We start from the raw sequence: 7,160 nt of genomic DNA on the forward strand, positions 1-7,160 counted from the left end.
ATCTGGCTGAGTTCGAAATGCTGGTTTCTTCTGCTGGGGTAGAGGCGCTACAAGTGGTAACTGGTAGTCGTCAATCCCCACACCCGAAATACTATGTCGGAGAGGGTAAGGCCCAAGAGATTGCTACAGCGGTACAATCAACGGGTGCCGAAATTGTGATTTTTAATCACGCCCTCTCTCCTGCCCAAGAACGTAACCTCGAAGCACTGTGCCAATGTCGAGTTCTCGACCGCACTGGTCTTATTCTCGATATCTTTGCTCAACGAGCTCGAACACACGAAGGTAAGCTACAGGTAGAGCTGGCTCAACTTCGTCATATCTCTACTCGTTTGATTCGTGGTTGGACGCACCTTGAAAGGCAGAAAGGTGGTATCGGTTTACGTGGCCCGGGTGAAACCCAGCTGGAAACCGACCGTCGCTTATTGCGTGACAGAATCAAAGCCATCCTGCGACGCTTAGACAAAGTAGCGAAGCAGCGTGAACAAGGGCGCCGCGCCCGAAATCGAGCTGAAATCCCAACGGTTTCACTTGTGGGTTACACCAACGCGGGTAAGTCGACACTCTTCAACCGTATTACAGAAGCTGGCGTGTACGCGGCTGATCAATTATTTGCTACTTTGGACCCGACTTTACGTAAGATAGAGTTAGCAGATGTTGGTCCTGCCATCTTGGCAGACACGGTTGGTTTTATTCGACATTTGCCACACGACTTGGTTGCGGCCTTCAAGGCAACCTTGCAGGAAACGCAAGAAGCTGACATTTTGTTACATGTTGTTGATGCCAGTGATGAGCGTTTTCGTGAGAATATTCAAGCTGTTCATGAAGTACTAGAAGAGATCGACGCGCATGAAGTGCCGACTCTGGTTGTCATGAACAAAATCGACAATCTAGATTCGCAGAAACCACGTATAGAACGAGACGAGGAAGGCGTACCTCGCGCAGTTTGGGTTTCAGCAATGGATGGGTTGGGCATTGATGTCCTGTTTGAGGCTCTGACGGAACGTCTGGCGTCACAAATGGTCGAGCATCAGTTGCGAATTCCTCCACAGTATCAAGGACGATTCCGTAGTACCTTCTTCCAAATGAAGTGTATTCAACGTGAGGAATATGACCAGGATGGTAACTTGTTGATCGATATTCGAATGCAGCAAGTAGATTGGTCTAGACTTGAAAAAAGAGAAGGGGCAGTTTTGACTGGCTTTATAGTCACTTAAAGGACTGCTACAGTATAACGTCATATCAAATGATGGAGCTTTCTAATGGCGTGGAATGAGCCTGGAAATAACAACGGCAACAATGGCCGCGATAATGACCCTTGGGGTAATAATAATCGTGGTGGCCAGCGTCCTGGTGGCCGAGATCAAGGTCCGCCAGATTTAGATGAAGTGTTCAACAAACTGAGTCAAAAGCTGGGCGGCAAGTTTGGTAAAAAAGGCGGCGGTGGTTCTCCAATCGGCGGCGGTGGTGGTAGTGCAATTGGCTTTGGCGTGATTGCTCTGATTGCTGTTGCGGTTTGGTTTTTCGCTGGTTTTTACACCATCGGTGAAGCAGAGCGTGGTGTTGTACTGCGTTTAGGTAAATACGATCGTATCGTAGACCCAGGTCTTAACTGGCGTCCTCGCTTTATTGATGAGTACGAAGCGGTAAACGTACAAGCGATTCGTTCACTACGTGCATCTGGTCTAATGCTGACTAAAGATGAAAACGTTGTAACAGTTGCGATGGATGTTCAGTACCGAGTGACTGACCCATACAAATACTTGTACCGTGTAACCAATGCAGACGACAGCTTGCGTCAAGCAACGGATTCTGCACTACGTGCAGTAATTGGTGACTCATTGATGGATAGCATTCTAACCAGTGGTCGTCAGCAAATTCGTCAAACTACGCAAGAAACACTGAACCAAATCATTGATAGCTATGATATGGGTCTGGTACTTGTTGATGTGAACTTCCAGTCTGCTCGTCCACCAGAGCAAGTGAAAGATGCGTTTGATGATGCAATCGCAGCACGTGAGGACGAAGAGCGTTTCATTCGTGAAGCTGAAGCATACAAGAACGAAATCTTGCCTAAGGCAACGGGTCGTGCAGAGCGTTTGAAGAAAGAAGCACAAGGTTACAATGAGCGTGTCACTAACGAGGCTCTTGGTCAGGTAGCACAGTTCGAAAAACTACTACCAGAATACCAAGCAGCGCCTGGTGTAACGCGTGATCGTCTGTACATTGACGCAATGGAAGAGGTGTACTCAAGCACTTCGAAAGTGTTGATTGACTCGGAATCAAGCGGCAATCTTCTTTACCTTCCAATCGATAAGTTGGCGGGACAAGAGGGCAAAGCAGATACCAAACGTAAATCGAAGTCATCTTCAACCTATGATCAAATTCAACTTGAGTCTGATCGTACACAAGAAGACACTTCGAACTCGCAGTCTCGTTCAACAGGTTCACGTCAAGGGAGATACTAAGAATGCGTAAGTTAATGATCCCTGTACTGGTAATCGCACTGGCATTAATGTTGATGTCTTTGTTTGTGATTCCTGAAGGTGAGCGCGGTATCGTGGTTCGATTTGGTCGTGTCTTGAAAGACAATAACGACATCACTCGAATTTACGAGCCTGGTCTGCATTTCAAGATGCCTTTGTTTGACCGTGTGAAACAACTTGATGCACGTATCCAAACAATGGATGGTCGTGCCGACCGTTTCGTAACGTCCGAGAAAAAAGACGTTATCATTGATACCTACGTGAAGTGGCGTATTGAAGATTTTGGTCGCTACTACCTCGCGACTGGCGGTGGTAACTCGCTAACGGCAGAGGCACTACTTGAGCGTAAAGTGACGGACGTGCTTCGTTCTGAAATCGGTGCTCGTGAAATCAAACAGATCGTATCTGGTCCACGTAACGATGATGTGCTACCAGAAGACGCAAGTGCTGATGTTGTCGCAACTGAAGCGGCTCGTGAAGCGCTTGAGATTGATGGTGAACGCGACCTAATCATGTCTGAAGTATTGAAGGACACGCGTGAAAGCGCAATGAAAGACTTGGGTGTTCGTGTCGTTGATTTCCGAATGAAGAAAATCAACCTGCCTGATGAAATCAGTGAGTCTATCTACCGTCGTATGCGTGCGGAGCGTGAGTCCGTTGCTCGTAAGCACCGTTCTCAAGGTCGTGAAAAAGCGGAAGTTATTCGTGCTCAAGCAGAACTAGAAGTAGCAACTATTCTAGCTGAAGCTGATAAAACTGCGCGTGTGACACGAGGTGAAGCGGATGCTGAAGCTGCGAAGATTTATGCTGAAGCGTACAACAAAGACCCTGAGTTCTTTAGCTTCCTACGCTCGCTACGTGCGTATGAGAAGTCCTTCAGCTCTAAGAGCGATATTCTGGTGCTTGATCCGAAGAGTGAGTTCTTCCAATACATGAACCAGTCGAAGGGCAGCATGGAGAAATAATCTCCGCGTCTCATTGAAATAAAAGGCTCCTTAGGGAGCCTTTTTTGTATCTGATGCTAAGTGCTAGCTCATCATGATGGCGATGACGGCTCCAGCAACTACTAGGCAGCCACCGATGCGTCGTAGCTGATTGTTGGGTTGTTCACTTAATTGAGCCACCATATTCCGCCAACCGTTAGGAGCAATCAGTGGCCCAATGCCTTCCACGATCAAGACGAGCCCAATCGCCAACCATATGGATTCAGACATAGCGCTTTCCAGTCGAATAGAGAAAGCTAAATACTATCAGTGATATGCTGATTTCAAAATGAACAAAGCGGCAAGATGACATTCTGGTAGCGACTCTGTGAACAAAAAATGACTGCAAGAACTGAGATTCGGTGCTAGAATCCATTTTTAACTAGCAATCAGACTTGGAAAGATGGGAAATAACGTAGTCGTTCTAGGCACCCAATGGGGTGACGAAGGTAAAGGTAAAATCGTAGACCTTTTAACTGAAGATGCAAAATACGTGGTACGCTACCAAGGCGGTCACAACGCAGGTCACACTCTCGTAATTGACGGTGAAAAAACCGTTCTTCACTTAATTCCATCAGGTATCCTTCGCGATAACGTAAAATGTGTTATCGGTAACGGTGTTGTACTATCACCTGAAGCTCTACTTAAAGAAATGAAGCCTCTTGAAGAGCGCGGTATTCCAGTACGCGAGCGTCTTTTCATTTCTGAAGCATGTCCGCTAATTCTTCCTTACCACGTTGCAATGGACCAAGCTCGCGAAATCGCTCGCGGTAAAAAAGCTATCGGTACTACTGGTCGTGGTATCGGTCCAGCATACGAAGATAAAGTTGCTCGTCGCGGTCTACGCGTTGGCGACCTATTCGATATGGCGACTTTCGCAGAGAAGCTAAAAGAAGTCATGGAGTTCCATAACTTCCAACTAGTTAACTTCTACAAAGCGGAACCAGTAAGCTACGAAGAAGTACTTGAGCAAGCGAAAGGCTACGCTGAACTACTAACGTCAATGGTTATCGACGTAACTGACGAACTAGACGCAGCACGTAAGCGCGGCGACAAGATCATGTTCGAAGGTGCACAAGGTACACTACTTGATATCGACCACGGTACTTACCCGTACGTAACGTCTTCTAACACGACTGCTGGTGGTGTTGCTGCAGGTTCTGGTTTTGGTCCTCGTCACATCGGTTACATCTTGGGTATCGCAAAAGCGTACTGTACTCGCGTTGGTGCTGGTCCATTCCCGACTGAACTATACGACGGTTTAGATAAGCAAGATCCAATTGGTAAGCACTTAGGTGAAGTTGGCCACGAGTTCGGTGCGACAACTGGTCGTCTACGTCGTACAGGTTGGTTCGATGCTGTTGCTATGCGTCGTGCAATCCAAATCAACTCTGTATCTGGTTTCTGTCTAACTAAACTAGACGTACTAGATGGTCTAGAAGAGCTAAAAATCTGTACTGGTTACAAGATGGAAGATGGCTCTGTGCTAGAAGTTTCTCCGATGGCTGCTGAAGCATTCGAAAAAGCAACGCCAATCTACGAAACAATGCCTGGTTGGTCTGAGAACACATTTGGTGCTAAGTCACTAGATGCTCTACCACAAGCCGCTCTTGACTACATCAAGCGTATTGAAGAGCTAACTGGCGTTCCAGTAGACATCATCTCTACAGGTCCTGACCGTAACGAAACTATCATCAAAGTTCACCCATTCGAAGCTTAATTGATAGCCGTTAAAGATTGCAAAAGCCGACCTTCTGGTCGGCTTTTTTGTATCTGAACAAAAACAGCGTGACTCTCATATGGCAAGCTTTTGCCGCTGAGCCTAAATCAGAGGCAAAAATTGTCTAAAGCTTAGCTGTTTTTTGCCGATAAGGTTATCAAGCAGAGGAGATCCTTCACCGATCTTTGGTTTCTTAGATACCTTAAGGGTACGTTTATGAAGTTACGAACAGTGGCTGCTTCACTGTTGTTGACCTTGGTTGCTACCACAGTGAAAGCCAATGTTGCTGATGTGGGGGCACCAGTTCCGATCTATACCGAAGCAGAGCTGATAAAGCTTATTGAGCAAAATAAGCACTTACAACGTGTGCGCGCTGATAACTGCCAGCTGGTGGAGGATATCGTAGCTCGTGCGACTCGAATTAACTTACCCGCTTATGAATTTCTGTACGGAGATATGTTGGCTTGGGGGGTGTGTGTCGAGCAAGATGTCGAACTGGGTCTTTACTACATCGAAAATGCAGCGCATCAGGGGTTACCAGCTGCACTAGAGCAGATTGGCCGATACTATTCGCGTGGCACTTTAGTACAGCAAGATAAAGAACGTGCAATTCCATATTTGCGAGAAGCTGCGTCAATGGGAAACCTAAACGCGCGTATTCATCTGGCCGAGTTGCTTTTACGTGATTATGGCAGTCCACTCGATTACGAAGATGCGTATCGTTGGTTATATAACTCTGTCACAGCAGATAAGCGGCAGCATAAGCGCATAACTGTATTGAGAAACGGCCTTGAACAGCGCATGCCACAAAACGTTATTGCTCGAGCTAAACGGCGAGACACCTTTTGGTAACGCTTCAATATTGCAAACAACTTCATACAACAAAGCCCACGTCACGTGGGCTTTGTTGTTTTCCCGATAGTTGGTAGCGCTTAAACCACTTTGTGTGGACCGAAGCATTCGTAATGGAATTGCTCTTCTGGTACGCCAAGTTCTAATAGCTGTTTCGCTACGTGCTGCATAAATCCTACAGGACCACAGAAGTATACCTGCACGTTATCTTGCTTTAATGCAGCTTCAATTTCATACAGATTGACAAAGCCCGTGAAGTGGAAGTCTTCGCCTAGCTTGTCTTCTGCCGTTGGTTGGTTATACCAAACGAGCGCGTTCATATTTTCTTTTTCTGCAACGAGTTGGTTTACGTGTTGCTTGAAAGCATGCTGTTGGCCATTTTCTGTTGCATGAACCCAAGTTACAGGTGCTTGATGTGCTGAGAGACTTTCTAGCATTGACAGCGTTGGAGTAAGTCCCACACCAGCAGAAATTAGAACAACGGGTGTTTGTGGTTCGGCATCCATAAAGAAATCACCGGCAGGGGCCGCAAGCTGCACTTTTTCGCCAATGTTCAGGCTATCGTGCAGGTAGTTCGACACTTTTCCGCCTTCTTCACGTTTTACTGAGATACGGTAGGTGTTCTCTTGGACCGCAGAAGACAGGCTATATTGGCGAATTTCTTGGTTTTCTAACTGGTCACTGTTGATGTAGATGCCAAGGTATTGTCCCGGTTTATACGGCGCCACTTTTTGGCCATCGGTTGGCTTGAACACAAAGCTGCAAATGTGTTCGCTCTCAATCTTTTTATCGACTAATTCAAATTCGCGTAGACCGCGCCAGCCGCCTTCCAAAGCTTCATTTTGTTGGTAAATTTGTTCTTCGCGCTGAATAAATACATTCGCAAGTACGCCGTAAGCCTCAGCCCAAGCATCCAACACTTCTTGACCTGGATTAAAAAGCTCATCGATTGTCGCAAGTAAATGCTTACCAACGATTTGGTACTGATCTTCTGTGATCAAAAAGCTCGTGTGCTTATGCGCAATTTTCTCTACTGCGCCAAGCAGAGCTGGCAAATTTTCAATATTGGCAGCATAGGCACAGATAGCGTTGAATAATGCTTCACGCTGATCGCCGTTACGC

General features: G+C 46.6%; 7 protein-coding genes. 5 read left to right on the top strand and 2 right to left on the bottom strand.

Annotated features, from left to right (window positions below; all coding sequences use genetic code 11):
• From hflX to hflC, 3 genes are all read left to right on the top strand, one after another.
• The coding region (gene hflX, locus CAG68_RS04005; protein ID WP_237667836.1) for a ribosome rescue GTPase HflX at positions 1-1,214 on the top strand (1,214 nt) is incomplete at its 5' end.
• A gap of 45 nt (positions 1,215-1,259) precedes the next feature.
• Positions 1,260-2,465 carry an FtsH protease activity modulator HflK gene (gene hflK / locus CAG68_RS04010; protein ID WP_005381381.1) on the top strand — a complete coding sequence of 402 codons (1,206 nt, stop codon included), beginning with the start codon at positions 1,260-1,262 and terminating at the stop codon, positions 2,463-2,465.
• A 2-nt stretch (positions 2,466-2,467) separates the two neighbouring features.
• Positions 2,468-3,448: a protease modulator HflC gene (gene hflC / locus CAG68_RS04015; protein WP_005381382.1), complete on the top strand. Its 981-nt coding sequence runs from the start codon at positions 2,468-2,470 to the stop codon at positions 3,446-3,448.
• 63 nt (positions 3,449-3,511) lie between these two features.
• Here hflC and CAG68_RS04020 read toward each other — a convergent pair whose 3' ends face one another.
• The gene (locus CAG68_RS04020; RefSeq protein WP_005381383.1) at positions 3,512-3,697 is read right to left on the bottom strand and encodes a DUF2065 domain-containing protein; all 186 of its coding nucleotides are present in this window, start codon (positions 3,695-3,697) and stop codon (positions 3,512-3,514) included.
• A gap of 172 nt (positions 3,698-3,869) precedes the next feature.
• On the opposite strand from CAG68_RS04020, the gene CAG68_RS04025 reads away from it, so the two are divergent.
• Positions 3,870-5,186, top strand: a complete 1,317-nt coding sequence (locus CAG68_RS04025) for an adenylosuccinate synthase (protein ID WP_005381385.1) — start codon at positions 3,870-3,872, stop codon at positions 5,184-5,186.
• 216 nt (positions 5,187-5,402) lie between these two features.
• Entirely contained in the window at positions 5,403-6,038 is a 636-nt protein-coding gene (gene motX, locus CAG68_RS04030) for a flagellar protein MotX (RefSeq protein ID WP_005381388.1), read from the top strand.
• An 80-nt stretch (positions 6,039-6,118) separates the two neighbouring features.
• Here the strand turns inward: motX and hmpA are convergent.
• The coding region (gene hmpA, locus CAG68_RS04035) for an NO-inducible flavohemoprotein (protein WP_161440808.1) at positions 6,119-7,160 on the bottom strand (1,042 nt) is incomplete at its 5' end.

Origin of the sequence: Vibrio sp. V42_P2S4T144 (genome assembly GCF_009904715.1) — a bacterium.
Taxonomy (GTDB): domain Bacteria; phylum Pseudomonadota; class Gammaproteobacteria; order Enterobacterales; family Vibrionaceae; genus Vibrio; species Vibrio alginolyticus.